The following is a 26,552-nucleotide window of genomic DNA, read 5'->3' on the forward strand; positions in this document are numbered from 1 at the left end:
CTTTGGCCACGAGCCGCCCGGCACCCCTCTCACGGAGTCTTCATGAAAAGCAAACCGCTCGCTCTCGTCTCGTTCGCGTTCGCCTTTGGCCTGAGCGCATCGGCCCAGGCCCAGACCGAAGTCCAGTGGTGGCATTCGATGGGCGGCGCACTCGGCGAGTGGGTCAACGACCTGGCCAAGGACTTCAACGCCAGCCAGAAGGACTACAAGATCACGCCCACGTTCAAGGGCAGCTACGACGAGTCGATGACTGCCGCCATCGCCGCCTACCGGGCCGGCAACGCGCCGCACATCCTGCAGGTGTTCGAGGTGGGCACGGCGACGATGATGGCCAGCAAGGGCGCCATCAAGCCGGTGGCCGAGGTGATGAAGGAAGGCGGCCTCAAGTTCGACCAGAACGCCTACGTGCCCGCCGTGGCCGGCTACTACACCGCGCCCAACGGGCAGATGCTGAGCTTCCCCTTCAACAGCTCGACGACGATCTTCCACTACAACAAGGACGCCTTCAAGCAGGCCGGCCTCGATCCCGAGAAGGCGCCGTCCACCTGGCCCGAGGTCGCACTCGCGGCGGCCAAGCTCAAGGCCGCCGGCCACAAGTGCCCGTTCACCACCAGCTGGGCGAGCTGGACCCAGCTGGAAAGCTTCTCGGCGTGGCACAACACGCTGTACGCCACCAAGAACAACGGCTTCGGCGGCACCGACACGCGGCTGGCCTTCAACTCGCCGCTGCACGTGCGCCATATCGAGAACCTGGCCAACATGGCCAAGCAAGGCCTGTTCGTCTACAAGGGGCGCGGCAACGCCGCCGACAACACCTTCGTCTCCGGCGAGTGCGCGATGATGACCGGCTCGTCGGCGCTGTACGGCAACATCAAGCGCAACTCGAAGTTCGCCGCCGGCCATGCGCCGCTGCCCTATTACCCCGACGTTGCCGGCGCGCCGCAGAACACGGTGATCGGCGGCGCCTCGCTGTGGGTCATGTCGGGCAAGAAGCCGGCCGAGTACAAGGCCGTGGCCGCCTTCTTCGACTACCTGTCCCAGCCCGAGGTCGCCGCCAAGAGCCACCAGCGCACCGGCTACCTGCCCGTGACCAAGGCCTCGTACGAGCTGACCGAGAAGTCCGGCTTCTACAAGCAGAACCCGGGCACCGACGTCGCCGTGACGCAGATGATCCGCAAGACCACCGACAAGTCGCGCGGCATCCGCCTGGGCAACTTCGTGCAGATCCGCACCATCATCGACGAGGAGCTCGAGCAGGTGTGGAACGGCAAGAAGTCGCCGAAGGAAGGCCTGGACGCCGCGATCGCGCGCGGGAACGAGCAACTGGAGCGCTTCCAGAAGTCGGCAAAGCTCTGACCTGACGACGCGTGGCCATCGAAAAGCGCGTCCGCTTCCAGTCGGCCTGGCTGCCGTGGGTGCTGGTCGCCCCGCAGATGGCCGTCGTCCTGGTGTTCTTCTTCTGGCCCGCGGCGCAGGCCGTGTACCAGAGTGTGCTGACGCAGGACGCCTTCGGCACGTCCACCGAGTTCGTCGGGCTGGAGAACTTCAACCGGCTCTGGAACGACGCGAGCTACCTCGCGTCGTTCAAGACCACGGCGCTGTTCTCCGTTCTGGTCGCGGTGTTCGGCCTGGCCATCGCGCTGTTGCTGGCGGTGATGGCCGATCGTGTCGTGCACGCCGCGCGCGCCTACAAGACCCTGCTGGTGTGGCCCTACGCGGTCGCGCCGGCGGTGGCGGGCGTGCTGTGGCTGTTCATGTTCGCCTCTCCGATGGGCGTGGTGGCGTTCGCGCTGCAACGCATCGGCATCGACTGGAACCACCTGCTGCGCTCGGACCACGCGATGGCGCTCATCGTGATGGCCGCGGTGTGGAAGCAGATCTCGTACAACTTCCTGTTCTTCCTCGCCGGTTTGCAATCGATCCCGAGGTCGCTCCTCGAAGCCGCCGCGATCGACGGGGCGTCGCCCTGGCATCGCTTCTGGACCATCGTGTTTCCGCTGCTGTCGCCGACCACGTTCTTCCTGCTCGTCATCAACATCATCTACGCCTTCTTCGAGACCTTCGCGATCGTCGACGCGTCCACGCAGGGCGGCCCCGGCAAGGACACTGCCATCCTGGTCTACAAGGTTTACTACGACGGCTTCAAGGCGCTGGACATGGGCGGCTCAGCCGCGCAGTCGGTGGTGCTGATGATCATCGTCATCACGCTGACCGTGCTGCAGTTCCGCTTCGTCGAAAAGAGAGTTCAGTACTGAGATGATCGAGAACCGTCCCGGCCTCACGGTCCTGTCGCACCTGGTGCTCTTGCTGGGCGTGCTCATCGTCGCCTTTCCGGTCTGGCTGACGTTCGTCGGTTCCACCCACACCGCGGAAGAGATCGCCAGCAGCCGGCCGATGACGCTGGTGCCGGGCTCCAACATGGTCGAGAGCTACAAGGTCGCGCTGTTCGGCGGCAAGACGAGCTTCGGCAGCAACATCCCGGCGGCCGCGCCGATGATGTGGGTGAGCCTGGTCAGCGCGCTGGTCATCGCCATCGGCAAGATCGCCATCTCGCTGCTGTCGGCCTTTGCCATCGTGTATTTCCGCTTTCCGTTCCGCGGCCTCGTGTTCTGGATGATCTTCGTCACGCTGATGCTGCCGGTGGAGGTGCGCATCGGGCCCACCTACGCCGTGGTATCGGACCTGGGGATGCTCAACACCTATGCCGGCCTCACGGTGCCGCTGATCGCCTCGGCCACCGCGACCTTCCTGTTCCGGCAGTTCTTCCTGACGGTGCCCGACGAGCTGGCCGAAGCCGCGCGCATCGATGGCGCCGGCCCGATGCGCTTCTTCAAGGACGTTCTGCTGCCGCTGTCGCGCACCTCCATCGCAGCGCTGTTCGTCATCCAGTTCATCTACGGCTGGAACCAGTACCTGTGGCCGCTCCTGGTCACGACCGACGAAAGCATGTACCCGGTGGTGATGGGCATCAAGCGGCTGGTGTCGGGCGAGTCGTACACGGAGTGGAACGTGCTCATGGCCACCGCCATGCTGGCCATGATCCCGCCGGCGCTGGTGGTCATGCTGATGCAGAAGTGGTTCGTCAAGGGCCTCGTCGACACCGAGAAATAAGAAAGAACGCATGGGTGCCATCTCCATACGCAACGTCGTCAAGCGCTACGGCCGCGGCCCGTCCGCCAACCAGGTGATCCACGGCGTCAACGCCGAGATCGCCGACGGCGAGTTCGTCGTCATCGTCGGCCCGTCGGGCTGCGGCAAGTCCACGCTGCTGCGCATGGTGGCCGGCCTGGAGGAGATCTCCGGCGGCGAGATCGCGATCGCCGAGCGCGTCGTCAATCGCATCGAGCCGTCCGAGCGCGACATCGCGATGGTGTTCCAGAACTACGCCCTGTACCCGCACATGAGCGTGTTCGAGAACATGGCCTACGGCCTGAAGATCCAGAAGGTGCCGACGGACGAGATCAAGGCGCGCGTGGACAAGGCGGCCGGCATCCTGGAGCTCGGCACGCTGCTGCAGCGCAAGCCGCGCGAGCTGTCGGGCGGCCAGCGCCAGCGTGTCGCGATGGGACGCGCCATCGTGCGCCAGCCGCAGGTGTTCCTCTTCGACGAGCCGCTGTCGAACCTCGATGCCAAGCTGCGCGCGCAGACCCGGCTCGAGATCCAGAAGCTGCACCGCGAGCTGGGCGTCACCTCGCTGTTCGTCACCCACGACCAGGTCGAGGCGATGACGCTGGCGCAGCGCATGATCGTGATGAACGCCGGCCGCATGGAGCAGATCGGCACGCCCGAAGAGGTGTACCAGCGGCCCGCCACCACTTTCGTCGCCGGCTTCATCGGCTCGCCGCCGATGAACCTGCTCAAGGGCGTGGCCGATGGTGCGCAATTCAACGTCGGCCCGTCGCTGCCGCTGCCGCAGGCCGCGCCGCGCAACGGGCAGCTGATCCTCGGCCTGCGTCCGGAGCACGCCGAGCTGAGCCGCGGCGACGGCCAGGCGGGCTGGCCGATGCGCGTGGAGATGATCGAGATGCTGGGCGCCGAGCGCCTGGTCTACGGCCGGGTCGGCGACGAGTTGTTCACCGTGCGCATCGACGGCACGCTGCATCCGCCGGCTGTCGGCGATCTGGTGTCGCTGCGCATGGACGCCGCGCAGCTGCACTGGTTCGATCCGCAGACGCTGCAGCGCGTGCGCTGATGGCACCCTGGCCCTATCCCTTCTGGATCGCTCACCGCGGCGCCGGCAAGCTGGCTCCGGAGAACACGCTCGCCGCCTTCCGCGTCGGCGCGGCCCACGGCTATCGCGCCTTCGAGTGCGACGTGAAGCTGAGCGCCGACGGCGTGCCTTTCCTGCTGCACGACGCCACATTGCAGCGCACGACGCGCGAGCGGGGCATCGCATCGCAGCGCAGCTGGTCCGAGCTGTCGCGCATCGACGCCGGCGGCTGGCATGGCCGCACCTACGCCGGCGAGACCCTGCCGAGCTTCGAAGCCATTTCTGCCTACTGCCGGCGCAACGGCTTCGCCCTCAACGCCGAGATCAAGCCGACGCCTGGCGACGAGGTCGAGACCGGGCGTGTCGTGGCCCGCGAGGCGGCGCGCCTGTGGGCCGGCGCGCCGGTGCCGCCGCTGCTGAGCTCCTTCCGTCCCGATGCGCTGGCGGCGGCGCAGTCGGCCGAACCGTCGCTGCCGCGCGCGCTGCTGCTGGAAACCTGGCGCAGCGGCTGGTTCGACGAGGCGCAGGCGCTGGCCTGCGTGGCGGTTGTCGCCGACCACGCGATCGTCGACACCGAAGCGGTGGCACGCATTCATGCGGCCGGCATGCGGTTGCTGACATACACCGTGAACGACCCCGCACCCGCGCGGCGCCTGGTGGAATGGGGCATCGACGGCATCATCACCGATGCGGTGGACCGATTCTCCGCGGGGGAGCTGACGGTCTTCGATTGAGGGCTACGAGGAGCCGCGAAAGTACGGCGTGTCCTGGATGCCCGGGATGTTCATGTCGAGAACTTCGATGAAGGCGCCGGGCTTGTCGGTGCGCGTCAACACGAAGTGCACGGCCGAACACAGGCCGGGAACGATCTCCGCGAGCACGCGGCTCACGCCGCGCGGCGCCAGGTAGAACGCACGCCCCTTGACGCGCTGGACCCGGAAGAAGCCGCCGCACTCGATGAAGCGCCGGAAGCCCGGGATGGTGATGCCCCGCACATGCGAGCCCAGCACGCGCATGCACGGCGGCTGCTGGCCGAACAGCAGGGCGAGGCGGTTGTGCCACCCGCCCAGGTTGGGGAAGCCGATGATGCACATCCCACCGGGCCGCAGCACGCGCGACACTTCGGAGAAGAAGAAGAACAGCTCCTTGAGGTGCTCGACGACATGGTTGGCCATCAGCACGTCGAGACAGGCATCGGGCAGCGGAATGCGTTCGTGCTCCAGGTCGATGGCGAAGACCTCGATGCCGCGTGCGCGGGCCCTCTCGATGCGCGCCGGGTGGCATTCGATGCCGTAGAGCGTGACCTCGCCGCTGGCCGCGGACCTCAGCGCGAGCAGGTCCTCGGCGCCGCCGAGGCCGACGTCGAGGATGCGCGCCGGCTGCTGGCCGCACTGCTCGACATGCGCCAGCGCCCACGAGGCAATCTCCGCTCTCGCGAAGATGTCGGGACGCAGTCGGTTCTTCAGTCCGACCAGGGCTTGGACCATCGCCATTCGCGCACTCCCCGCAAGCGCCGCGAACCGGCATCCCGCGGCGCGCCGACTCTACGCCCGGGCGAAGACCCGCCGGCTCACAGGGTGAGCGGGTCCGTTTCCTCGACGCCGCGCACGCGGGCATAGACGCAGGTATTGCGCGGCTCGCCTTGCGGCGTCAGCGCATCCCGGCGCAGCACGCCCTCCAGCGTGAAGCCGCAGCGTTCGGCAACCCGTCGACTGCGCGCATGGCGCTCGTCCATGCGGATCTCCACGCGGCGCGCCGACAGCGTGTCGAAGGCCATGCGGCTGATCGCCTGCACGGCTTCGCTGACCAGCCCGCGGCCGGTCTCGCCGCGGCGGCACCAGTAGCCGACTTCGAAGCTGCGCACGTCCCAACGAATGCGGTGCAGTCCGGTGCCGCCGAGCAGGCGGCCCGGTGCACCGGCCTCGCCTCGTTCGAAGATGAACATCGGCAGGTCCTGGCGCAGCCGGAACAGGCCCTGCATGCGACGGCAGACGGCTTCCGACTCTTCCACGGCCGGGGCCGACTGCGCCCAGGGCATCCACCGACGCAGTTCATCGATGCTTTCGCACACGGCCTCGTTGAGCGCGAGGCCGTCGCCGGGGTGCGGGCAGCGCAACACCAGGCGCTGCGTGGCGATCTGCTCGGGCACGTCGATCAGCAAAGCGTCCATCGACCTTCTCCTTGGCTCAGGTGGGATCCATCGCGGTCAGCGGCCGCACCCCCGCCTCGGCGCCCACCCATTCGTCGGCGCTTTCCGGCTTGGGCAGCGCCTTGACCTCGCGGATCACCGGGTGACGCCAGGCGGCCAGCGCCAGCACGGCCGCGCTGCCGCCTGCGAAGACCAGTGCGGCGCGCAAGCCGATGTGCTCGCCGAGCCAGCCTCCGAGCAGCGCGCCGGGGCCGGCCGGAATGAGGATCAGCCAGCGCATGGTGCTGGTCATGCGGCCCAGCAGCGGCTCGGGCGTCACTGCCTGGCGCAGCGCGAGGAAGTTGATGAAGATGAGCACCGCGCCGGCGCTGAACAGCAGGAGCATCAGCGCGAACGCCGCGATCCCGAAGGCGTTGGCCGGTGCCGCGGCCAGCAGCAGCCAGCCCGCCGCGCACACTGCGAAGCCGATCACCAGGCAGGGCCCCGGGCCGAGCCGGCGGCTGATGCGGTTGCCGAACACGCTCGCGAGGATGGTGCCCAGGCCCATGCCCATGTAGCTGAGACCCACGGCCTGCTCGCTGAGCCCCAGCGTGCGCGTGGCGAAGAGGATCTGCACCACGATCGCCGCGTGGTGGCACATCTGCCATACGCCGACGGCCAGCGCCAGCGAGACCAGCAGGCGCTGGCTGCGCACGAAGCGCACGCCGGCCCGCAGGTCGCGCCAGAAGTGCGCGGTCGCATGCACGCGCCGCTCCTCGTGGATCGGGATGCCGCGCAGGATGGTGGCCGAGACGAGCAGCAGGAACGCATCGACGAGCAGCGCCAAGGGGGCACCCATCAGCTTGATGAGCATGCCGGCCAGACCCGGGCCCGCGACTTCGGCGCCCGACGTGGCCAAGGCATTCTTCGCATGCGCTTCGACGAGCCGCTCGCGCGCCACCACCTGGGTCAGGACGATCTGGGCCGCCGTTCCGGCCGTGGTGTTCACACTGCCGATGACAAAGCCGACGACGTACAGCCAGGTCATCGACAGCCAGCCCAGCCACCATGCCACGGGCACGCTGGCGACGATGAGCGCCACGGCGGTCTCGCCCACCACGTAGACCGGCAGCTTGCGCACGCGGTCCAGCCACACGCCGGACGGCAGCGAAAACAGGACGAAGGGCACGATCTCCATCGCCGTCAGCAGGCCCATCTGCGTCGGCGAGGCGTGCAGGAGCACTGCGGCCGTCAGCGGCAGCGCCAGCATGGTGACCTGCGCGCCGAAGGAGCTGATCAGGATCGAGCTCCACAGTCGACGATAGGTGGCGTCGCGCAGCAGGTCCTCGCGCGGCAATGTCATCCACGCCGCAAAGGCTCTTCGGAGGCTCTCGAGCCGGCTTGTCATCGGTCTCTCCTGTCGTACTTCTTCGTGCGGACGCCGGTAGGCGCCCTGGCGGGTCGGTAGACCCAAGGCAGCGGGGAAGGCAATGAATCGACTCTTCCGCTGATCTCTCAGCGGACTTCGGTCGGAAGCGGAAAGCTGAGAGGACTAGATCGGTGCGAACGGAACGTTCGCTGCGCCACGGTGGATTCCGGCGACGACGGTGACTGCGCGAGCCCGTCGGGAGGAATCGACGACCACGAGGCCGAACGGCGCATCGGCATAGCCACCGGCCATCGCGAAGGTCGCGACGCAGGGTTTGCGGAGGGCGTGCGTGCTCATGGGAGTGGTGCGTGCGGAATGGCAAGGATGCTAGCAGCCGACCGCACGGGCTCGCAAGGCGTGCGACCCCCTACGTTGCGATCCGCAGACGCTCTCCTCATCACTTGGATGGAGGCCGCCGACGATACCCACGGCGATGCGTCGCGCTACTGCGATCACGCCGCTTGTCGTGTCGTCGCTTGCACCGCAGGATCGCGCCCTCGATCATTTCCACGGGGACGACCATGGGCCTGCTGCACAGCACCTTGCAACCGACGCACCAGTCGCCCGCCCGCGCCGGCTGGCTGCTCGCCATCACGCTGGTGGCCGCGGCGGCGTTGTGGCGGCACGGGCCCATCGTGCAATGGGCCGACTACCATCGCTTCGCGGACGCGCGCGCCTGGCTGTCCATGCCGAACGCCGCCAACGTGCTGAGCAACTTGCCGTTCCTGCTCGCCGGCGCCTGGGGCCTAGGGCGACTCGCCCGAGACGACGACTTCGGCCCGGCACACCGGGCCTGGCGCGCCTTCGCCGCCGCCGTGCTGTGCACCGCCTTCGGCTCTGCGGCCTACCACTGGGCGCCGTCGAATCAGACCCTGGCCTTCGACCGGCTGCCCATCGCCTGCGCCTGCGCTTCGCTGCTGTGCGCGCTGCTGGCCGAGCGCGTGGACCGACGCTGGTCGAGCACGCCGGCGCTGGGCGGCGCCCTGCTCCTGGCCGCCTTGTCGGTGGCCACGTGGCGAATCAACGGCGACCTGCGGCTGTACGCCGCCGTGCAGTTCCTGCCGATGCTGCTGCTGCCGGCCGCACTGGCGCTGCGGCTGCCGCCGACGCACGAGCGCGTGGTGCCGGCGCGCGCCTGGTGCGCCGTGCTCGTGCTCTATGCGCTCGCCAAGCTGCTGGAGAGCGCCGACCATGCGGTGATGGAGTCGCTGTCGCTGCTCAGCGGCCACACGCTGAAGCATCTGCTGGCCGCTGCGGCGGCGGCCTGGATGCTGCGCGCCGCCGTCAGCTCCGGTAGTCGGCGTTGATCTTCACGTAGTCGTAGCTGAGGTCGCAGGTCCACACCGTGGTCGTCGCGTCGCCGCGATGCAGGTCGACGCGTACGGTGATCTCGCTGCGCTTCATCACCCGCTGGCCGTCTTCCTCGCGGTAGGCGGGGTGGCGGCCGCCTTCCGTGGCGACGTGCACATCGTCGAGAAAGAGATCGATGTTGCTCTGGTCGAGGTCGTCGATGCCGGCGTAGCCGACCGCGGCCAGGATGCGGCCAAGGTTGGGATCGCTGGCAAAGAACGCCGTCTTCACGAGCGGCGAGTGGGCGATGGCGTAGGCGACGTGACGGCATTCCGCCTCGCTCTTGCCGCCATCGACCTGCACCGCGATGAACTTGGTCGCGCCCTCGCCGTCGCGCACGATGGCCTGGGCCAGCTTCTGCGACACCGCGATCAGCGCGTCGCGAAAGGCGGCGCCGTCGGCCGAATCGAGGCGCGTGATGGCGTCGTGCCCCGCCTGCCCGGTGGCGATGAGCAGGAAGGAATCGTTGGTCGACGTGTCGCCGTCGATCGTGATGCGATTGAAGGAACGGTCGGCCGCCTCGTGCACCAGCGACTGCATGATGTGGGGGGCGATCACCGCGTCGGTGGCGACGAAGCCGAGCATCGTCGCCATGTTGGGCCGGATCATGCCGGCACCCTTGCTGATGCCGGTGAGCGTGACCGTGCGGCCGCCTATCGTCACCTGCATCGACGCCGCCTTCGGCAAGGTATCGGTGGTCATGATCGCCTCTGCGGCGCAGGCCCAGTTGTCGGGCTTCAGGTCGGCAAGCGCCGCGGGAAGCGCCGCTTCGATGCGGTCGTTGGGAAGGCTTTCCATGATCACGCCGGTGGAGAAGGGCAGCACCTGCTCCGGCGCGATCTCCAGGTGCCGCGCGAGCGCGACGCAGGTGGAGAAGGCCCGTACCAGGCCGTCCTCGCCGGTGCCGGCATTGGCGTTTCCCGTGTTGATGAGGATCGCGCGCGCGCCCACGCGCGTGCCCAGGTGCTGGCGGCAGATCTGCACCGGCGCGGCGCAGAAGCGATTGCGGGTGAAGACACCAGCAACCTGCGAGCCTTCGGCGAGCGTGACCACGGTGAGGTCGCGCCGGTTGGCCTTGCGCACGCCGGCCATGGCGACGCCAAGCGCGACGCCGGGCACCGGATGCAGGTCTTTCGGATTCGGGGCTTGCAGATTGACGGGCATGGCGCGCTCGCGGCAGGACAGGGCCTGCAATTGTAGGAAGCGAAAAAGACGAGGGAGCCTGCCGGCTCCCTCGAAGGTCACTGCATGCCGCGCCTCAGGCGAGCCGGCCGTGGCAGTGCTTGTATTTCTTGCCGCTGCCGCAGGGGCACGGATCGTTGCGCCCGACCTTCGGCATCACCTCGGTCATCACATCGGCCTCCTCCGACACACTGCCGTCGTCATTGGGGTGCGTGTAGGTGACGTTGCTGATGCGGTCGGCCCGCTCCTCGATCGCCTCGGCGGCCTGCGCGACCTCTTCCTGGGACTGGATGCGCACCGTCATCAGGATGCGCGTCACGTCCATCTTGACCACGTCGAGCAGCTGGCTGAAAAGCTCGAAGGCCTCGCGCTTGTACTCCTGCTTGGGATTCTTCTGCGCATAGCCGCGCAGGTGGATGCCCTGGCGCAGGTAGTCGAGCGCCGCCAGGTGCTCGCGCCAGTGGGAGTCGATGGACTGCAGCAGGATCATCCGCATGAACGGCGTGAACTGCTCGATGCCGACGCGCCTGACCTTCGCGTTGAACATCTCGTCGGCGGCCTTGGTCACCAGCTCGACGATGTCGTCGTCGCTGACGCTGCTGCTCTTCTCGACGGTCGTCTTCAGCGCCACCTCGATCTGCCACTCCTCGCGCAGCGTCTTCTCGAGGCTGTCGAGGTCCCATTGCTCCTCGACGCTGTCGGCGGGCACGTAGGTGCGCACCACGTCTTCCATGGTGCTCTGGCGCAGGTTGGCGATCTGCGCCTCCAGGCTCGCCGCCTCGAGGATGTCGTTGCGCTGCTGGTAGATCACCTTGCGCTGGTCGTTGGAGACGTCGTCGTACTCCAGCAGTTGCTTGCGGATGTCGAAGTTGCGGGCTTCGACCTTGCGCTGCGCGGACTCGATGCTGCGCGTGACGATGCCCGCCTCGATGGCCTCGCCGTCGGGCATCTTGAGCCGCTCCATGATCGCGCGGACGCGGTCGCCGGCGAAGATGCGCATCAGCGGATCGTCCAGGGACAGGTAGAAGCGCGACGAGCCCGGGTCGCCCTGGCGGCCCGAGCGGCCGCGCAGCTGGTTGTCGATGCGCCGCGATTCGTGGCGCTCGGTGGCGATGATGCGCAGGCCGCCCTGCGCCTTGACCTTCTCGTGCAGGCCCTGCCACTCGTCGCGCAGCTGCTTCGCCTTGGCGACTTTCTCGGGATCGCCCAGCCCCGGGTCCGCATCGATGAACTGGATCTGCTTTTCGACGTTGCCACCCAGCACGATGTCGGTGCCGCGGCCCGCCATGTTGGTGGCGATGGTGATGACGCCGGGGCGGCCGGCCTGGGCGACGATCTCGGCTTCCTTGGCGTGCTGCTTGGCGTTGAGTACCTGGTGCGGCAGCTTGGCCTTGTTGAGCAGGCCCGAGATGAGCTCGGAGTTCTCGATGGACGTGGTGCCCACCAGCACCGGCTGCCCCCGCTCGTGACAGTCGCGGATGTCGCCGATGACGGCGTCGAACTTCTCCCGCGCGGTCTTGTAGACCAGGTCGAGCTCGTCCTTGCGGATGGTCGGCTTGTTCGGTGGAATGACCACGGTCTCCAGGCCGTAGATCTCCTGGAACTCGTAGGCTTCGGTGTCGGCCGTGCCCGTCATGCCGGCGAGCTTGCCGTACATGCGGAAGTAGTTCTGGAAGGTGATGGAGGCGAGCGTCTGGTTCTCGCTCTGGATCTCCACCCGCTCCTTGGCCTCGACCGCCTGGTGCAGGCCGTCGGACCAGCGCCGGCCGGTCATCAGGCGGCCGGTGAACTCGTCGACGATGATGACTTCGCCGTCCTGCACCACGTAGTGCTGGTCGCGGTGGTACAGGTGATTGGCCCGAAGCGCCGCATATAGGTGGTGCATCAGCGTGATGTTGGCCGCGTCGTACAGGCTGGCGCCTTCGGCGAGCAGGCCCGCCTTCGAGAGGATGCGCTCGGCGTTCTCGTGGCCGGCTTCGGTCAGGTAGACCTGGTGCGTCTTCTCGTCGACGGTGAAATCACCGGGCTCGATCACGCCCTCGCCGGTGCGCGGATCGGCTTCGCCGATCTGCTTCTTGAGCTGCGGCACGACCCCGTTGATGCGCACGTACAGCTCGGTGTGGTCTTCGGCCTGGCCGCTGATGATCAGCGGCGTGCGCGCCTCGTCGATCAGGATGGAGTCGACTTCGTCGACGATTGCGTACGACAGGCCCCGCGCGACGCGGTCGACGGTGTCGTGGACCATGTTGTCGCGCAGATAGTCGAAGCCGAACTCGTTGTTCGTGCCGTAGGTGACGTCAGCGGCATAGGCGGCCTGCTTTTCCTCGCGCGGCATCTGCGGCAGGTTCACGCCGACGGTGAGGCCGAGGAAGTTGTACAGGCGACCCATCCACTCGGCGTCGCGGCGCGCAAGATAGTCGTTCACGGTGACCACGTGAACGCCCTTGCCGGCCAGCGCATTCAGGTACACCGGCAGCGTCGCCACCAGGGTCTTGCCTTCGCCGGTCCGCATTTCGGCGATCTTGCCGTCGTTGAGCACCATGCCGCCGATGAGCTGCACGTCGAAGTGCCGCATCTTCAGCGAGCGCTTGCTGCCTTCGCGCACCACGGCGAAGGCCTCGGGCAGCAGGTCGTGCAGCGTCTCGCCCTTGGTGTAGCGCTCGCGGAACTCGTCGGTCTTGGCTTTGAGCTCGGCGTCGCTGAGATGCTCGAGCTTCGGTTCCAGCTCGTTGATCTGCTGCACGACGCGGCGGTACTGCTTCAGCAAGCGTTCATTGCGGCTACCGAAGATTTGGGTGAGAAGGCGAGGCAGCATGCGGCGTCTTGGTGGAGCGCGGACGCCGGCATCACGGGTGATGCCGGCGGGTGCGGGAATTCGAAGGGATATGCGGCCGCCGCTCGCGCTGGCAGGGCTTTCGTCGCAACCTGCCGGCGCGGATCGCGGGGAACCGCAAGAGCGTGCGATTTTACCCGCGCCGTCGGGCGCTAGTGCGTGGCGCGGGCAGTGCGCACGCCGGTCTCGCCGTCGGCCAGGGCCAGGAACTTCGCGGGGTTCTGGGGTACTCCGTCCACCAGCACCTCGAAGTGCAGGTGCGGCCCGGTCGAACGGCCAGAGGTGCCGACCAAGGCAATGCGCTGGCCGCGCCTGACGATGTCGCCCACCTTCACCACCACCTTGGAGGTGTGGGCATAGCGCGTGACAAGGCCACGGCCATGATCGAGCTCGACCAACTGGCCGTATTGCGGGTGGTACGCGGAAGACAGCACGACGCCACCGGCCGCGGCATTGATGGGCGTGCCCATGTCGGCGGGGAAATCGAGCCCGGTGTGCAGCGCGGCACGGCCGGAGAACGGGTCGGCGCGGAAGCCGAAGCCGGAGCCGATCGGGCCTTCGACCGGCCGGCTGTTCGGAATCATCAGCGACTGCAGGCGCTTCTCGAGCAGGCGCGACTCGATCATGGTGAACAGGTCGGTGCTCTGGTCGGCCTGTTCGTCGAGCGAGCCGACCCAGCCCTGGAGCTGGTCGAAGGACGGCGAGGCGGCGGGGACGAAGGGGCCGCCCTTGCCGGCGGCCGCAGCGGCCGGCGCGGGCTTGCTCATGATCTGCTGCAGCTCCTCGGGCTTCACACCGGCCATGCCGGAGACTCGCTCGCTCATCGCCTCGAGCTTGATCATCTTGGCCTGCATTTCGCCCACGCGCTGTGCCATGGCGTCGAGGTTGGCGCGCATGAAGCGGTCGCGCTGCGCGAATTCGTCGCGCACCACCAGCTTGACGATGTGGCTCACCACCGGCCAGCCTTCGCGCGCGGCCTTCAGGAACACGAAGTGGTACACCGTGCCCGACAGCAGCATCAACGACACGAGCAGGGCGAGGGCGCCACCCACGAGCTGCCACCGATTGAAGCGGAACATCCGCGTCTGTCCCACGTGGCCATGGGTGATCAGAACCTGCATCGATACACTCCTCGGGTGAACGCGAAGTCACCCCCTTCGAAGCCCCAACCCATCGTCCCCGACTCGCTTCCCATCGCCGATGCGTTGCAGCGCAGTGCGCCGCTTACCCATCTGCGACAGCGGCTGCAGGATTCGAACGCCCGTCTGGCCGCGATTCGTGATCTGTTGCCCGCCGCGCTGGCGCTTCAGGTGAAGGCCGGTCCGGTGGACGAAGAGAGCTGGTCTCTGCTGGTGGCCAATGCATCGTCGGCCGCCAAACTGCGCCAGCTACTGCCCCGCCTGGAGGTTAGATTGCGTGAGCGGGGGTGGCAGAGTAGCTCAATCCGTATCCGCGTTCAATCGAGCTGAGTTACCGAGTTGAAACAGACGTTGGCTCGGTTGCCGAAGCCGTCACGGCGGACCGGCAGGCGTGAAAAAGTGACGGTCGAAACCTTGGTGCCGGCTGTCCGAATCGAACGGACGACCTTCCGCTTACAAGGCGGGTGCTCTACCAGCTGAGCTAAGCCGGCGCTGCGGTGCGTGGAGCACGCGGCAGGGGAAGGGGCGCAGTATAAGTCGCGCCACCCCCGCGGCTGCGCGAGGTCCGGCGCTACTTGATGCGCTTGAGGGTGGGCCTGCCGCCGCTCGGGGGCTCGGGCGGCGGCTCCTCGTGGCGATCGGAAGGCGGCGAAGCCTCGCTCGGAGCATCGGCCAATGCGAGCTTGGGTCCCTTGGCAACCCCCGGCGGCGCGCCGGCTTCGCCGGCAGGCGTCGCACCCGCGGGCGCATCGGTCGGCACCGGGAACGCCATGCCCTGGCCGTTCTCGCGTGCATAGATGGCGATGACGTGGTCGACCGGCACGACGATCTCGCGCGATGTGCCGCCGAAGCGCGCCTTGAACTCGATCAGCTCGTTGCCCAGCTTCAACGCCGTGGTCGCCTCGAAGCCGATGTTGAGCACGATCTCGTTGTTCTTCACGTACTCGGTCGGCACTTGCACGCTGCCATCGACGAACACCGCGATGTACGGCGTGAAGCCGTTGTCGGTGCACCAGTCGTGCAGCGCCCGGATGAGGTACGGACGGGTCGAGCTTCCGGTGGCGGGCGGCGCGGACGGCGTGGTCATGCGGCGGGGGCGTTGGCGGCGGGTCTTACTTGCGCATCACCTTCTCGGACGGCGTCAGCGCCTCGATGTAGGCCGGCCGCGAGAAGATTCGCTCAGCGTACTTCAGGAGCGGCACGGCGTTCTTCGACATGTCGATCCCGTAGTAGTCCAGGCGCCACAGCAGCGGCGCGATGGCCACGTCGAGCATCGAGAAGTCGTCTCCCAGCATGTACTTGTTCTTCAGGAAGATCGGCGCGAGCTGGGTGAGGCGGTCGCGAATCTGGGCACGTGCCTTCTCGAGCTGCTTGTCGGTGGGCTTGATCCCGCGCGACTCGAGCACGTTGACGTGCGCGAACAGCTCCTTCTCGAAGTTGAGCAGGAACAGCCGCACCCGCGCACGCGCGACCGGATCGCCCGGCATCAGCTGCGGATGCGGGAAGCGCTCATCGATGTACTCGTTGATGATGTGCGACTCGTACAGGATGAGATCGCGTTCGACGAGGATGGGCACCTCGTTGTACGGGTTCATCAGCGCGATGTCTTCCGGCTTGGCGAACAGGTCGACGTCGCGGATCTCGAAGTCCATGCCCTTTTCGAACAGCACGAAGCGGCAACGGTGCGAATAGGGGCAGGTGGTTCCGGAGTAAAGCACCATCATGGGCGTGGGCTCCTAGGGGTTCGTCAGGAGGTCAAAAAGCAAGAACGCAGTGGTTGGGACCGTGGGCCCCGCCACTGCGTGACAGTGTCCGCCGGCCCGTGGCCACGGACGCCAGGAGGGTCACTTCACGTCTTTCCAGTACGCGGCATTCAGGCGCCAGGCGATCACGGTGAACAGGGCGAGGAAGATCAGCACCCACACGCCCAGTCTCACGCGGCTGCCTTGGACCGGCTCACTCATCCACGCCAGATAGGCCACGAGGTCGGCGATCGCCTCGTCGTACTGCCGCGGGGTCAGCGTGCCGGGCGTGAGTTGCTCGTAGCCGGCGAAGCGGTGCAGCACCTTGCTCGGATCGTGCGGATCCTTCACCTCTTCGAACTTCGCCGCGCGCTGGCCCTGCAGTTCCCACAGTGCATGCGGCATGCCGACATTGGGAAATGCGAGGTTGTTCCAGCCGGTGGGCTTGGTCTCGTCGCGGTAGTAGGTGCGCAGGTAGGTGTAGAGGTAGTCGGGGCCCGTGCCTCCGGCGCCGGAGCGCGAGCGCGCGACCACCGACAGGTCGGGAGGCACGGCCCCGAACCATTCCTTGGCCTGCTTGGGGTCGAGCGAGACCTTCATGACCTCGCCGACGCGCTCGGTCGTGAACAGCAGGTTCTTCTTGATCTGCTCCTCGGTCAGGTCGAGGTCGCGCAGCCGGTTGTAGCGCATGAACGCCGCGCTGTGGCAGTTGAGGCAGTAGTTGACGAACAGCCGCGCGCCGTTCTGCAGCGCCGCCACATCGGACATCTTCTCGTACGGAAAGCGGTCCAGCGGGATGCCGCCTTCGCTGGCGACCACCGGCGCGGCCAAGCCCAGCGCCATCAACACGGAGAGGAGAAATTTCTTCATGGTGTGTGTCTTTCGCCTCTCGTTCAATGGGCGGCGTAGGTCACGCGATCGGGCACCGGCTTGAACTCTCCCATCTGGCTCCACCAGGGCATCAGCAGGAAGAAGCCGAAGTACACCAGGGTGCCGATCTGAGAGACGTAGTTGCCGAACTCCGAAGGCGGCTGCGCGCCCAGGTAGCCGAGCACCAGGAAGAAGAACACGAAGATTGCGTAGACGTACTTGTGCCAGCTCGGCCGGTAGCGAATCGACTTCACCTTGCTGTGGTCCAGCCAGGGCAGGAAGAACAGGATGATCACCGCGCCGCCCATCACGACAACGCCCCAGAACTTGGCGTCGAACGTCTTCAGCAGCGCGATGGCCACGATGGCACCGACGATGACCGCGGCCTTGGCCACCGTGCCGAAGCGGCCCTTGATCACGGCGCCGATGGCGCCCAGCGCGACGATCACGGCAAGCACGTTGATCATCAGGTCGGTGGTGGCCCGAAGCATCGAGTAGAACGGCGTGAAGTACCACACCGGCGCGATGTGCGCGGGCGTCTTCAGCGGATCGGCCGGGATGAAGTTGTTGTACTCGAGGAAGTAGCCGCCGAACTCGGGAGCGAAGAACACGATGGCGGTGAACACCATCAGGAACACCATCGTGCCGAAGATGTCGTGCACGGTGTAGTACGGATGGAAGGGGATGCCGTCGAGCGGCCGGCCTTGCGCGTCCTTCTTTTCCTTGATCTCGACACCGTCCGGATTGTTGGAGCCCACTTCGTGCAGCGCGATGATGTGCGCGACCACCAGGCCCAGCAGCACCAGCGGCACCGCGATGACGTGGAAGCTGAAGAAGCGGTTCAGCGTGGCGTCACCGACGACGTAGTCGCCGCGGATCAGGATCGCCAGGTCGGGGCCGACGAACGGCACGGCGGCGAACAGGTTGATGATGACCTGAGCACCCCAGTAGCTCATCTGGCCCCACGGCAGCAGGTAGCCCATGAAGGCTTCGGCCATCAGGCACAGGAAGATCGCGCAGCCGAAGATCCACACCAGCTCGCGCGGCTTGCGGTACGAGCCGTACAGCAGGCCGCGGAACATGTGCAGGTACACGACGATGAAGAAGGCCGACGCGCCGGTGGAGTGCATGTAGCGGATCAGCCAGCCCCACGGCACGTCGCGCATGATGTACTCGACCGACGCAAACGCGAGCGCGGCGTCGGGCTTGTAGTGCATCACGAGGAAGATGCCGGTGACGATCTGGATCACCAGCACCAGCAGGGACAGCGACCCGAAGATGTACCAGAAGTTGAAGTTCTTCGGCGCGTAGTACTGGCCCACGTGCTCGTTCCACAGCTTGCTCGCCGGGAATCGGTTGTCGACCCAGTTGAGCAGCTTCTGCCCGGTCGTGGCGTTGGGGGGCGCTTCTTTGTAGTCAGCCATGTTGGTTCCCTGCTCAGGCCTTCTTGTCTTCGCCGATCAGCAGGCGGCCGTCGGCGAGGTACATGTGCGGCGGCACCTCGAGGTTGTCGGGGGCGGGCTTGTTCTTGTAGACGCGGCCGGCCATGTCGAAGGTGGAGCCATGGCAGGGGCAGAGGAAGCCGCCGGCCCAGTCGTCGGGCAGCGAGGGCTGCGCGCCGGTCTGGAACTTCTCGGTCGGCGAGCAGCCGAGGTGGGAGCAGATGCCGACGGTCACCAGGTACTCGGGCTTGATCGAGCGGTGCTCGTTGCGCGCGTAGGGCGGTGTGAGCTCGTCGGGCTTGCGCTCGGACTTGGGATCCGCCAGCTGCGGATCGAGCTTGGGCAGAGCGGCCAGTTGCTCCTTGGTGCGGCGAATGATCCACACCGGTTTGCCGCGCCATTCGATGGTCATCATCTCGCCTGGCTTGAGGGCGTTCAGGGCGCCGACGTCGACCTCGACAGGGGCGCCGGCGGCGCGAGCCCGTTCGGAAGGCGCGAATGAGGCAACGAACGGGACGGCTGCTGCCACGCCGCCCACCACGCCGGCACAGCTCGACGCGATGAGCCATGTGCGCTTGCCGCTGTCCACCTTAGGCTGGTCACTCATGGAGGTCCTCGAAAGTCTTTTCTACTCAGGGGCAACCCGCGATTCTAACGGACGCGTCAAGGGGGTCCGCGCTGCATGCGGGTGCCCAAGCCCGCCGCGCGGCGCCAAGCATGACGACGGCGCCGCGCGCATTTGACTTGCTCTGCGGCTGGTGAATACTTCCGGCCAGCAGCCGAACGCGAGGGACTCCGTTTCGCTGCGTTGCACCAACGACCCTGGAGGATCCATATGAGCTTCAGCAGCGAATTCAGGCAGTTCGCGATGAAGGGCAATGTCGTCGATCTCGCCGTCGGCGTGATCATCGGCGCTGCCTTCGGCAAGATCGTCGATTCCGTGGTGACGGACCTCATCATGCCGATCGTCGGCCGCATCTTCGGCGGCCTCGATTTCTCCAGCTACTACCTGCCGCTGGCCGGCCAGCCGATGGGGTTGCCGCTGGCGGAAGCCAGGAAGCTCGGTGCGGTGTTCGCCTACGGCAACTTCATGACGGTCGCGGTCAACTTCATCATCCTGGCCTTGATCATTTTCCTCATGGTCAAGCAGATCAACCGCCTGAAGCGCAACGAGCCGGCGCCGCCTCCGGTAGCGCCGCCGGAAGAGGTGGCACTGCTGCGCGACATCCGCGATTCGTTGAAGAACCGCTGAAAGCGGGCGTTCTTCCCGGGGTGGCGGGCGTGGGTTTGGGCCCATACTCCAAAGTCCGATAGTCCGATCGGGCAGCCCCTTTTGCGGCCACTTTCTCGATGATCCCGAGCGATACACGATTGCCGGCCGCCCTGGAGGCGGCTGTGGCTCATGTCAAGGCGACCTCGCAAGCGGTCGCCGAGCGGGTCGCTTCGGGGCTCGGCAACCAGGCCCAGTCGGCTGGCCGCGTCGCCGACCGCGACCTGCTGCTGTCGGCGCAGATCGACCTGCGCCGCAAGATGAACACCTTCCACCTGTCGTTCGCCAAGCAGCTGATCGACAAGATCCAGGAAGAAGTGGCACCCCGCTCCGATCCGCGTCGCAAGCTGGGCGGCGCCGACTGGCAGACGCTCAGCCTGGTCGAGGACCACGAAGTCGAGGAACGCATGTTCTCCGACCGGATCGGCCAGCAGATCTCCCATGCCTGCGAATGGGAGCTGCGCGAGATGGCCGCTTACATGGGCGCGGTGCTGAACCTCGGACGCGCCGACGAGGAGCGCAATCCGCTGCGCGCCGACGTTCTGGGCATGGCCACCTTTCGCGCCATCGAAGCCGTCACCAACGACACCGACGGGCGCAAGGTGCTCGCGCGCGAATTCGGCCAGGCCATGGCCGCCGCGATGCCGGAGTGCTATCGCAGCATCGTGCGCGAGCTGCAGGACCGCAACGTCCAGCCGGTCGGCCTCACCCTGAAGACGGTGCACGGTCCCGGGCAGACCGCGAATTCGGGCTACACCAGCATGCGCGACGCGCTGCACTCCACGCGCACGCAGCCCAGCGATTTCATCGGCTCGGGCTCCGATTTCGCGCCCGGGCGTCCGTTCGCTGGCGCGACCAGCACGTCGCGCGGCGGCATGCCCAGCACCGGGCGAGGCGGCGCGCCGACACAGCCGGCGTCCTATGCCAGCACCCGCGGTTACGCCGGCACGGCGAGCGGCGCACCCGCGAGCGGCTACGGAGCCCCGCGCGGCGCGTCGAGCGTCGAGGACGCTCAGCTCATGACGCTGCTGCGCCGGCTGACCTACCTGGCAAGCCGACCCGGTGCGCTGGACGTACAGCTCCCCACCCAGCCGAGCGCCTTCACCACCGGCGGCAGCCCGCGGGGACGCGACGGCGGCGGGCTGCACGGCGCCATCGGCGCGCTCGCCGCGGAGGCAGTCACTGCGCCGGCCGGCGGTTACGGCGAGGCGCTGACCGGGATGATGGCGGTGAACCTCATCCGCGCCCACCGCGACGAGCTCCTGCAGGCATCCAGCGGCAAGCTGGACCACATGGTGATCGACGTCGTCGGGAGCCTGTTCGACCAGATCCTGTCGGACCCGAAGGTGCCGCCGCAGATGGCGCGCCAGATCGCGCGGCTGCAGCTGCCGGTGCTGCGGGTCGCGCTGGTCGACGCCACCTTCTTCTCGTCACGCCGCCACCCGGTGCGGCGCTTCGTCAACCGCATCGCCTCCCTCGCCTGCGCCTTCGACGACTTCGACGACGGGCCGGGCAAGCAATTCCTCGACCGCGTGAAGGGGCTGGTGCAGGAGATCGTCGAAGGCGACTTCGACCAGCTCGACCTCTACGCCGCCAAGCTCACCGAGCTCGAAGGCTTCATCGCCAGCCAGACCGAGGAAGGTGCCAAGACGAGTGGCGCCGCCAAGGTGCTCGAGAGCAAGGAATCGGAGCTTCGCATCCAGCAGCGCTACATGCTGCAGCTCGCTTCCGCACTGAGCGCCATCCCCATGCCCGACTACCTGCGGGAGTTCGTCTCGCAGGTGTGGAGCCAGGCGCTCGTGCTTGCGGTGCGGCGCCACGGCGCCGATTCAGACGCCGCCAAGCGCTTCCGCGCGGTGGGGCGCGACGTGGTGATGAGCGTGCAGCCAAAGGGCTCGCCGGTCATGCGCAAGCGCTTCCTGATGCAGCTGCCGACGCTGATGAAGGACCTCAACGAGGGCATGAAGCTGATCGGCTGGCCGGACGCCGCGCAGAAGGACTTCTTCGGCAAGCTGCTGCCCTCGCACGCCGAATCCCTCAAGGCGGCGCCGATGACCGAGCTCGAGCACAACCTGCTCGCCAAGCAGCTCGAGGGCATCTTCCAGGCCGCGATTCCCGGCGCGCACGAGTTCTCCCATGCCGAGCCGGTGACGCTCGACTCGCACGAGATCGAACACCGCTTCACGCCCGACGAGGCGCAGCAGGTGGGGCTGGTCGAGGAGAGCGCGGTCGACTGGTCGGGTGAGGTGGACATCGACCTGAGCGGCGACGCGGCCGACACGACGCCCTCCGCCGACACCGACAGCGGCGCCCCCGGCGACACGCTGCCCTCGGACCTGGGCATCGACATCAATCTCGATCTCGTTGCCGCCGATCCGGTCACCGAGCCGTCGCACGGCCCGCAGCTGATGGACCACATCCGGCTCGGCTTCGCCTATCAGATGCTGCTGAAGGACCAGTGGCAGAAGGTGCGATTGAGCTACGTGAGCCCGGGGCGCAACTTCTTCGTCTTCACCCGCGGCCGCAAGCACCAGGAAACCATCTCCCTCACCTCGCGCATGCTCGCGCGCATGTGCGAGAGCAACCGGCTGCGCGCGGTGGAGCACGCCTACCTGATGGAGCGGGCCACGGCGCGCGCGCGCCGGCAGCTGGCGGCGCTGAAGACCACCACCAAGCACTGAGCGGCCTCAGGCGGCCGCCGAGAGCTGCCTCGCCATCCGCACGGCGGCCCGCAGGCTCGATTCGTCGGCAAGGCCAGTGCCCGCGATGTCGAACGCCGTGCCGTGATCGGGACTGGTGCGCACAAAGGGCAGGCCCAGCGTCACGTTGACGCCATGCTCGACGCCCAGGTACTTCACCGGGATGAGGCCGTGGTCGTGCGTCATGGCGATGACGATGTCGAATTCGCCCGGGTGCCCGGCGGCATCGCGTGCCCGCATGAAGACCGTGTCGGGCGCGAATGGACCGCTCGCGGCGATGCCTTCGGCCCGTGCCGCGGCCACGGCCGGCGCAATGATGCGCTGCTCCTCGTCGCCGAACAGGCCGCCTTCGCCGGCGTGCGGATTGAGTCCCGCCACCGCGATCCGTGGGCTCGGCTGGCCCCAGCGTGCGGCGGCGGCATGGGCGATGCGCAAGGTCTCCAGCACGGCGTCGTAGGTGACCGCATCGATCGCACGGCGCAGCGACATGTGGATGGTGACGAGCACGGTGCGCAGCTCGTCGTTGGCCAGCATCATGCGCACCGGCGGCAATCTGCCGCCGGCGGCGGCGAGGGCTTGCAGCATTTCGGTGTGCCCCGGAAAGCGCACGCCGGCGGCGGCAAGCGCTTCCTTGTGGATGGGCGCCGTGACGATGCCCGCCACCTCGCCTCGCAGTGCCAACGCGGCGGCCTGCTCGATGCACCTGGCCGCGGCCGCGCCGGCGCGAGCATCGATGCGTCCCGGTGGCGCTTCGATCAGATCGGCGGGCAGGCCAGGAGGCTGCCACACGGGAACGCAGGTCGGCGGAGCCGCCGCCGCGGCGGCCGGCGTGTCGAGCGCCGCCACCGCGAGCAGGCCACCGGTAGTGGCGACCGCACGGCGCATCACCTGCACGTCGCCGACCACCACGCAGCCGCGCGCATCGGCGCTGCGGAACAGCTTGGCGATCGTCTCCGGGCCGATGCCGCAGGCATCGCCCTGGGTGACGGCGAGCAGGGAAGGCGTCGAAGGCATGGCTGCATTGTCTCGCGGGTCCCTCTGGACGCGCGGTCGGCGCTGCGTCGTTCGGCCCATAATCCTGTCAGCGCCTCTGTCCGGCGATTTCATTCATGCGCAAGACCTGGCTCATCTTTTCCCAAGCAGTCACCGTGGCCGTGGCGGTGCTGTTCGTCATCGCGACCCTCAAGCCCGACTGGCTGCAGCGGCGTCAAGTGTCGGGACTGCCGGCGGGCATCTCCATCAACGCGGTGCAGCCCGCTTCTCTGGGCAGCGCCACCGCGCTGAACGCTCCCAACAGCTACAGCGCCGCGGCCAAGCGCGCCACGCCGGCGGTGGTGAGCATCACCGCCAGTCGGGCGCCGCCGCGCAATCCGCACGGCTCGGATCCGTGGTTCCAGTTCTTCTTCGGCGACCGACAGCGGCAGATGCAGCAGGAGCAGCAGATCGGCCTGGGCTCCGGCGTGATCGTCTCGCCCGATGGCTATCTGCTGACCAACAACCACGTCATCGATGGCGCCGACGAAATCGAGGTGCAGCTCGCCGACGGACGCCGCGCGCGCGCCAAAGTCGTCGGCACCGATCCCGAGACCGACGTGGCGGTGCTGAAGATCACCCTCGACAAGCTGCCCGTGATCACCTTCGGCAGCACCGACATGCTGCAGGTCGGCGACGTCGTGCTGGCCATCGGCAACCCCTTCGGTGTCGGCCAGACCGTCACGTCGGGCATCGTGAGCGCCCTGGGCCGCAACCAGCTCGGCATCAACACCTTCGAGAACTTCATCCAGACCGATGCCGCGATCAATCCCGGCAACTCGGGCGGTGCGCTGGTCGACGCCAACGGAAACCTGCTGGGCATCAACACCGCCATCTACTCGCGCAGCGGCGGCAACCTCGGCATCGGCTTCGCCATTCCGGTCAGCACCGCCCAGCTGGTGATGGACGGGCTCATCCGCAACGGCCACGTGACTCGCGGCTGGATCGGGGTGGAGCCGCGCGACCTCACGCCCGAGATCGCCGAGACCTTCAACCTCCCGATCAAGGAGGGCGTGCTGATCACCGGCGTGCTGCAGGAAGGCCCGGCGAGCGCTGGCGGCCTGCGGCCCGGGGACGTGGTGGTCAAGGTCGCCGGCACGCCGGTCATCAACACGTCGCAGCTGCTCACCGCCGTGGCCGCCCTGAAGCCGCAGACGCCGGCCGTGATCGGCGTGCAGCGCGGCGACCGCGCCCTGGAACTGAAGGTCACCGTCGCACAGCGCCCGAAGACCCTGCCGCGGCGCGGCGAGCCGCGATAGCGGAACTCTCGGGAGAGATCGGCTACGCCGATGTCTCTTCTTCGGGCGCCTTGGTGTGCTTGATGAAGATCTGCGCCGCCCAGATTCCGACCTCGTACAGCAAGCACATCGGAATCGCCAGCGCAAGCTGCGACACGATGTCAGGCGGGGTGATGACCGCGGCGACGATGAAGGCCAGCACGATGAAGTAGCTGCGGAACTGCTTCAGCTTGTCGATGCTCACCAGGCCGATGCGCGCCAGCACCACCACCACGATGGGCACCTCGAAGGCCGCGCCGAAGGCGATGAACATCGTCAGCACGAAGCTCAGGTACGCCTCGATGTCCGGTGCCGCCGTGATGCTCTTGGGAGCGAAGTTCTGGATGAACTGGAACACCTTGCCGAAGACGAAGAAGTAGCAGAACGCCACGCCCACGAGAAACAGCAGCGTGCTCGAGACCACCAGCGGCAGCACCAGCTTCTTCTCGTGCGTGTACAGGCCGGGAGCGACGAAGGCCCATACCTGGTACAGCACGACCGGCAAGGCGAGCAGGAAAGCCGCCATCAGCGTGATCTTCAGCGGCACCAGGAACGGCGAGATGACGTTGGTCGCGATCAGCGTCGCACCCTTGGGAAGGTTGGCCACCAGCGGCGCGGCGAGCAGGTCGTACAGACCGCTCGGCCCGGGCCACAGCGTGAGCACGCCGAAGCAGATGCCGACGGCGATCAGCGCGCGAATCAGGCGGTCGCGCAGCTCGATGAGGTGCGAGACGAAAGGCTGTTCGGTGCCCTCCAGCTCGTCGGGGCCGGTGTTGTGGGAGCTCATCGAGGCTTCAGGCTGGGGATCGCGGCGGGCGGAAGCGCGCCACGCGGGCGGCGCCCGACTGGGCCTTGTGGCGGATGCCGTGGCGCTGCTTGTACCACTGCGGCATGGCGCCGCGCTTCAGGCGCCAGTTCTTCTTCGGATGCCGGTATGCGGGAGGAGGCGGCTGGAGACCTTCGTGCTGGCCGCTGCCGGGCTCGAGAAGCGGATTGTCGGCGGCCCAGCCCTTCTCCAGGTCGGACGTGGTCTGGCGGATCTCGCTCGAGACGTTCTGCTCGACGTCGCGCGCCGCGTCCTCGAACTGCGTCTTCATTTTCTTGAGCTCTTCGAGCTCGATGGAGCGGTTGACCTCGGCTTTCACGTCGGCGACATAGCGCTGCGCCTTGCCGAGCAGATGGCCCACGGTGCGCGCCACGCGCGGCAAGCGCTCGGGGCCGATGACGATGAGGGCCACCGCGCCGATCAGGGCGATCTTGTCGAAGCCGAAGTCAATCATGCGAAGAGGCGCTCACCCGGAGCGCGAGCGCGGGTTCACGACTTGTTCTTCGCCTCGACGTCCACCGTGTTCGGGTCGGACTTCGGCGCGTTGGCGGTGACCTGCGCCGGCGGCAACGGCTCGCTGCTCGCGGAGCCGTCCTTCATGCCGTCCTTGAAGCCCTTGACCGCCCCACCGAGGTCCTGCCCCATGTTCTTGAGTTTCTTGGTGCCGAAGATCAGCACCACGATCAGCAGCACGACCAGCCAGTGCCAGATGCTGAATGAGCCCATGTCTTTCTCCTGACGACGTTGTCCGAATTCTAGGCGACCGGCTCTCAGCCCTTGGCCCATGGACGCGGACCGCCGTACACGTGCATGTGCAGGTGATAGACCTCCTGCCCGCCGTCGGCGCCGGTGTTGATGACGGTGCGAAAGCCGTTCGTCACGCCCTGCTGCTTCATCAGCTTGGGCGCCAGCGACAGCATCTTGCCCAGCCACTGCTGGTGCTCCGGCTCGATGTCGGCCAGCGATGCCACATGCACCTTCGGGATGACGAGCAGATGCACCGGCGCCCACGGATGGATGTCGTGGAACACCAGAAGTTCATCGTCCTCGTGGACCTTCTTGCTCGGGATATGCCCGGCGACGATCTTGCAAAAAATGCATTGAGGGTCGTGGCTCATCGTGG

Annotated in this window: 27 protein-coding genes and 1 tRNA gene; 10 read left to right on the forward strand and 18 right to left on the reverse strand. The window is 67.2% G+C overall.

What is annotated here, in order from left to right; all coding sequences use genetic code 11:
- Positions 1-42 precede the first annotated feature (42 nt).
- From ugpB to ugpQ, 5 genes are read left to right on the forward strand one after another with little or no spacing between them, the layout of a single operon-like run.
- Positions 43-1,356 carry a sn-glycerol-3-phosphate ABC transporter substrate-binding protein UgpB gene (ugpB, locus tag P7V53_RS27950; RefSeq protein WP_280152758.1) on the forward strand — a complete coding sequence of 438 codons (1,314 nt, stop codon included), beginning with the start codon at positions 43-45 and terminating at the stop codon, positions 1,354-1,356.
- Positions 1,357-1,373: 17 nt separating this feature from the next.
- Positions 1,374-2,255 (forward strand): sn-glycerol-3-phosphate ABC transporter permease UgpA, encoded by an 882-nt coding sequence (gene ugpA / locus P7V53_RS27955; protein WP_280156634.1) that lies wholly within the window; start codon positions 1,374-1,376, stop codon positions 2,253-2,255.
- Position 2,256: 1 nt separating this feature from the next.
- Positions 2,257-3,111, forward strand: coding sequence for a sn-glycerol-3-phosphate ABC transporter permease UgpE (gene ugpE / locus P7V53_RS27960; protein WP_280152759.1), 855 nt, complete (start codon positions 2,257-2,259; stop codon positions 3,109-3,111).
- 10 nt (positions 3,112-3,121) lie between these two features.
- Entirely contained in the window at positions 3,122-4,192 is a 1,071-nt protein-coding gene (locus tag P7V53_RS27965; protein ID WP_280152760.1) for a sn-glycerol-3-phosphate import ATP-binding protein UgpC, read from the forward strand.
- The gene (gene ugpQ, locus P7V53_RS27970) at positions 4,192-4,944 is read left to right on the forward strand and encodes a glycerophosphodiester phosphodiesterase (protein WP_280152761.1); all 753 of its coding nucleotides are present in this window, start codon (positions 4,192-4,194) and stop codon (positions 4,942-4,944) included. Before P7V53_RS27965 ends, ugpQ begins: the two co-directional genes overlap by 1 nt.
- A gap of 3 nt (positions 4,945-4,947) precedes the next feature.
- On the opposite strand, the gene P7V53_RS27975 is transcribed toward ugpQ, so the two are convergent.
- The 4 genes from P7V53_RS27975 to P7V53_RS27990 form a co-directional block, all read right to left on the reverse strand.
- Positions 4,948-5,703 (reverse strand): class I SAM-dependent methyltransferase, encoded by a 756-nt coding sequence (locus P7V53_RS27975; RefSeq protein WP_280152762.1) that lies wholly within the window; start codon positions 5,701-5,703, stop codon positions 4,948-4,950.
- Between the two features lie 77 nt (positions 5,704-5,780).
- Positions 5,781-6,380, reverse strand: coding sequence for a GNAT family protein (locus P7V53_RS27980; protein ID WP_280152763.1), 600 nt, complete (start codon positions 6,378-6,380; stop codon positions 5,781-5,783).
- A gap of 16 nt (positions 6,381-6,396) precedes the next feature.
- Positions 6,397-7,746: an MFS transporter gene (locus P7V53_RS27985; protein WP_280152764.1), complete on the reverse strand. Its 1,350-nt coding sequence runs from the start codon at positions 7,744-7,746 to the stop codon at positions 6,397-6,399.
- 144 nt (positions 7,747-7,890) lie between these two features.
- A complete protein-coding gene (locus tag P7V53_RS27990; RefSeq protein ID WP_280152765.1) occupies positions 7,891-8,064 on the reverse strand; it encodes a hypothetical protein in 174 nt (57 codons plus the stop codon).
- Positions 8,065-8,288: 224 nt separating this feature from the next.
- Here P7V53_RS27990 and P7V53_RS27995 point away from each other — a divergent pair, with 224 nt between their 5' ends.
- A complete protein-coding gene (locus tag P7V53_RS27995) occupies positions 8,289-9,074 on the forward strand; it encodes a hypothetical protein (protein ID WP_280152766.1) in 786 nt (261 codons plus the stop codon).
- Here the strand turns inward: P7V53_RS27995 and argJ are convergent.
- The 3 genes from argJ to P7V53_RS28010 form a co-directional block, all read right to left on the reverse strand.
- Positions 9,052-10,281 (reverse strand): bifunctional glutamate N-acetyltransferase/amino-acid acetyltransferase ArgJ, encoded by a 1,230-nt coding sequence (argJ, locus tag P7V53_RS28000; protein WP_280152767.1) that lies wholly within the window; start codon positions 10,279-10,281, stop codon positions 9,052-9,054. The two genes, P7V53_RS27995 and argJ, sit on opposite strands and share 23 nt — an antisense overlap.
- A 94-nt stretch (positions 10,282-10,375) precedes the next feature.
- On the reverse strand, positions 10,376-13,114 hold the full coding sequence (secA, locus tag P7V53_RS28005) for a preprotein translocase subunit SecA (RefSeq protein ID WP_280152768.1): 2,739 nt from the start codon (positions 13,112-13,114) through the stop codon (positions 10,376-10,378).
- A gap of 170 nt (positions 13,115-13,284) precedes the next feature.
- Positions 13,285-14,253: a M23 family metallopeptidase gene (locus tag P7V53_RS28010; protein WP_280152769.1), complete on the reverse strand. Its 969-nt coding sequence runs from the start codon at positions 14,251-14,253 to the stop codon at positions 13,285-13,287.
- 15 nt (positions 14,254-14,268) lie between these two features.
- On the opposite strand from P7V53_RS28010, the gene P7V53_RS28015 reads away from it, so the two are divergent.
- The gene (locus tag P7V53_RS28015; protein WP_280152770.1) at positions 14,269-14,601 is read left to right on the forward strand and encodes a hypothetical protein; all 333 of its coding nucleotides are present in this window, start codon (positions 14,269-14,271) and stop codon (positions 14,599-14,601) included.
- A gap of 85 nt (positions 14,602-14,686) precedes the next feature.
- Here the strand turns inward: P7V53_RS28015 and P7V53_RS28020 are convergent.
- The 6 genes from P7V53_RS28020 to petA form a co-directional block, all read right to left on the reverse strand.
- Positions 14,687-14,762: transfer RNA gene (locus P7V53_RS28020), tRNA-Thr, on the reverse strand.
- Between the two features lie 80 nt (positions 14,763-14,842).
- Positions 14,843-15,358 (reverse strand): ClpXP protease specificity-enhancing factor, encoded by a 516-nt coding sequence (locus P7V53_RS28025; RefSeq protein WP_280152771.1) that lies wholly within the window; start codon positions 15,356-15,358, stop codon positions 14,843-14,845.
- Between the two features lie 25 nt (positions 15,359-15,383).
- Positions 15,384-15,995 (reverse strand): glutathione S-transferase N-terminal domain-containing protein, encoded by a 612-nt coding sequence (locus tag P7V53_RS28030; RefSeq protein WP_124542045.1) that lies wholly within the window; start codon positions 15,993-15,995, stop codon positions 15,384-15,386.
- Positions 15,996-16,115: 120 nt separating this feature from the next.
- Complete coding sequence (locus P7V53_RS28035) at positions 16,116-16,883, reverse strand: cytochrome c1 (protein WP_280152772.1); 768 nt, start codon at positions 16,881-16,883, stop codon at positions 16,116-16,118.
- 23 nt (positions 16,884-16,906) lie between these two features.
- Positions 16,907-18,307: a cytochrome bc complex cytochrome b subunit gene (locus tag P7V53_RS28040; RefSeq protein WP_280152773.1), complete on the reverse strand. Its 1,401-nt coding sequence runs from the start codon at positions 18,305-18,307 to the stop codon at positions 16,907-16,909.
- A gap of 13 nt (positions 18,308-18,320) precedes the next feature.
- Entirely contained in the window at positions 18,321-18,932 is a 612-nt protein-coding gene (gene petA, locus P7V53_RS28045; RefSeq protein WP_280152774.1) for a ubiquinol-cytochrome c reductase iron-sulfur subunit, read from the reverse strand.
- Between the two features lie 228 nt (positions 18,933-19,160).
- Here petA and mscL point away from each other — a divergent pair, with 228 nt between their 5' ends.
- Both mscL and P7V53_RS28055 read left to right on the forward strand, forming a co-directional pair.
- Positions 19,161-19,577 carry a large conductance mechanosensitive channel protein MscL gene (gene mscL, locus P7V53_RS28050; protein ID WP_280152775.1) on the forward strand — a complete coding sequence of 139 codons (417 nt, stop codon included), beginning with the start codon at positions 19,161-19,163 and terminating at the stop codon, positions 19,575-19,577.
- Between the two features lie 143 nt (positions 19,578-19,720).
- Positions 19,721-22,276, forward strand: a complete 2,556-nt coding sequence (locus P7V53_RS28055; RefSeq protein ID WP_348273452.1) for a DUF1631 family protein — start codon at positions 19,721-19,723, stop codon at positions 22,274-22,276.
- Between the two features lie 6 nt (positions 22,277-22,282).
- Here the strand turns inward: P7V53_RS28055 and pdxA are convergent, their stop codons facing one another.
- A complete protein-coding gene (gene pdxA / locus P7V53_RS28060) occupies positions 22,283-23,308 on the reverse strand; it encodes a 4-hydroxythreonine-4-phosphate dehydrogenase PdxA (RefSeq protein ID WP_280152777.1) in 1,026 nt (341 codons plus the stop codon).
- Between the two features lie 95 nt (positions 23,309-23,403).
- Between pdxA and P7V53_RS28065 the strand changes: the two genes are divergently transcribed.
- A complete protein-coding gene (locus P7V53_RS28065; RefSeq protein WP_280152778.1) occupies positions 23,404-24,585 on the forward strand; it encodes a trypsin-like peptidase domain-containing protein in 1,182 nt (393 codons plus the stop codon).
- A 22-nt stretch (positions 24,586-24,607) separates the two neighbouring features.
- Here the strand turns inward: P7V53_RS28065 and tatC are convergent, their stop codons facing one another.
- From tatC to P7V53_RS28085, 4 genes are read right to left on the reverse strand one after another with little or no spacing between them, the layout of a single operon-like run.
- Complete coding sequence (gene tatC, locus P7V53_RS28070; protein WP_280152779.1) at positions 24,608-25,390, reverse strand: twin-arginine translocase subunit TatC; 783 nt, start codon at positions 25,388-25,390, stop codon at positions 24,608-24,610.
- Positions 25,391-25,397: 7 nt separating this feature from the next.
- Positions 25,398-25,883: a Sec-independent protein translocase protein TatB gene (gene tatB, locus P7V53_RS28075; RefSeq protein WP_280152780.1), complete on the reverse strand. Its 486-nt coding sequence runs from the start codon at positions 25,881-25,883 to the stop codon at positions 25,398-25,400.
- A 35-nt stretch (positions 25,884-25,918) separates the two neighbouring features.
- Positions 25,919-26,155 carry a Sec-independent protein translocase subunit TatA gene (gene tatA / locus P7V53_RS28080; protein ID WP_280152781.1) on the reverse strand — a complete coding sequence of 79 codons (237 nt, stop codon included), beginning with the start codon at positions 26,153-26,155 and terminating at the stop codon, positions 25,919-25,921.
- A gap of 44 nt (positions 26,156-26,199) precedes the next feature.
- Positions 26,200-26,547: a histidine triad nucleotide-binding protein gene (locus P7V53_RS28085; RefSeq protein WP_280152782.1), complete on the reverse strand. Its 348-nt coding sequence runs from the start codon at positions 26,545-26,547 to the stop codon at positions 26,200-26,202.
- Positions 26,548-26,552 lie beyond the last annotated feature (5 nt).

Source organism: Piscinibacter sp. XHJ-5, assembly GCF_029855045.1.
In the GTDB taxonomy this organism is placed as follows: domain Bacteria; phylum Pseudomonadota; class Gammaproteobacteria; order Burkholderiales; family Burkholderiaceae_C; genus Albitalea.